Source organism: Pseudoselenomonas ruminis (genome assembly GCF_008271295.1).
Lineage (GTDB): Bacteria > Bacillota > Negativicutes > Selenomonadales > Selenomonadaceae > Selenomonas_A > Selenomonas_A ruminis.
Genome location: NZ_VTOY01000033.1, coordinates 1 through 1,667 on the forward strand (window position 1 = coordinate 1; position 1,667 = coordinate 1,667).

The 1,667-nt window shown below is 44.4% G+C and carries 2 protein-coding genes and 1 pseudogene; all 3 read right to left on the reverse strand.

The window, feature by feature from the left end; all coding sequences use genetic code 11:
- Window positions 1-46: 46 nt before the first annotated feature.
- A complete protein-coding gene (locus FZ040_RS13785) occupies window positions 47-868 on the reverse strand; it encodes an IS3 family transposase (RefSeq protein WP_255448916.1) in 822 nt (273 codons plus the stop codon).
- 65 nt (window positions 869-933) lie between these two features.
- A complete protein-coding gene (locus FZ040_RS14290; protein ID WP_255448918.1) occupies window positions 934-1,266 on the reverse strand; it encodes a helix-turn-helix domain-containing protein in 333 nt (110 codons plus the stop codon).
- A gap of 48 nt (window positions 1,267-1,314) precedes the next feature.
- Window positions 1,315-1,632: pseudogene (locus FZ040_RS14390) on the reverse strand (transposase); the annotation flags it as partial.
- Window positions 1,633-1,667: the final 35 nt, after the last annotated feature.

Consider the following 1,667-nt stretch of genomic DNA (forward strand, 5'->3'; position numbering starts at 1 on the left):
AAAAATATAAGATTTCTTTGGTCGGCAGATTCGTCTGCCGGCCTTTTTATGCGGCTAAATACAAGGTATGTTTCTCTATCGGTGTTAGGATACCAAGGTTACGTTGCACACGCTTGTAGTTGTAATAATGAATGTATGCTTCAATCGAACGCATAAGTTCACACTTGCTGGTAAAACGTCTGCCGTAGTACATCTCCCGCTTAAGGATGCCCCAGAATCCTTCCATAGGACCGTTGTCAATGCAATGGGCTACACGGGACATGCTTTGTGTCATTCCCTGTTTTTCCAGTTTGTGGTGGAAATTCCTGTTCGTATATTGAAAGCCTCTATCACTGTGGAACAGCGGATGGGCATCTGGATTGGCTTTTACCGCCTTGTCAAAGGTCTTGAATACCAACGGGTTGTCGTTATGCTCACTAATAACAAAGGATACGATTCGTCTATCGTAAAGGTCAAGAATAGCACTTAGGTACAGTTTATGCACAACAGAATCCTCATACCACTTGAATTCGGTCACATCGGTCAACCATTTCTCATTTGGAGTATCGGCATGGAATTTGCGAGAAAGAATGTTTTCTGCGGTGTATTGAGGATTCTTCGCACGTCTGGTGCAGCCGTGGCTGCGGTATTTAATGGTGGATTTAATGCTCTTCTTTCGGCATATCCTAAGGATACGCTTGTCATTTACATGAATGCCGTGGTCGTGCCGAAGGTCATCGTTTATGCGGCGATAGCCCTTGTCCGGGCGTTCATTGTGGATTTTTTCCACCAGTTCAGCAATGGCTTTGTTTTCCCGAATCCTATCGCTGAGCTTCCCAGCTGCCCATTTGTAATAGGCTGACCTCGATACATTCAGCAAATTACACAATTCATCTATGGGATAATCTTTTTCTTGATGGCAATCCCGTATAGCCTTGTAGGAACGAAGACGCCTTACTTGTCCCAGAGATCCCTCCTCTCCAGTTCGTTCAATTTTTTTAACAGGTCACGCTCCATCTCAGCCATATACAGCTGATGTTTCAGTTTTTTGATTTCAATCTGAGCCTTTTCCAGTTCCGTGCGGGGCGTCTGGTCTTTCTTACGCCTGCCACGGCGGTCTTCCAGACCGGACTCGCCAAGTTCTATGTAACGCAAAGTCCAAGTCCGTACCTGTTGGTAGCTTACCTTGTATTTCTTGGCTATTTCGACGTAGTTTTTATCTGAAGCCAGGCATTCCTGGACAATTTGCAGGCGTTCTTCCTGTGTGGTGTTGCGTGCTTTGCTCATGTAGCTTTCGCCTCCTGAATGTTTTCTGGAGTTAAATTCTCCATGAGCATTATACACCCTTATCCAATCTCGCAACTGATATTTGTTATGGATAGCATATTTGCGACATATATCCCGCAAACTGCCTTCACCATTCAAATAACTGATAACGGCCCGAGTTTTGAGTTCTGCTGTATAAACACGATTGCGTTCACGCGACAAAAAAGCTGAGGGGCCCTCAGATTCGTACTGATCTATCCAATCGCTAATGGTAGTGATATCTACTTGTAATAATGATGCTGCTTCACTACGTGTCATTCTACCTGAGAGGCATTCCAGGGTAACTCTGGTTTTCTCTTCTGCTGTTGCTTTTTGCTTATGAGGCATGAAAAACTCCCCCTATGATGACAGTTTTATTTTTT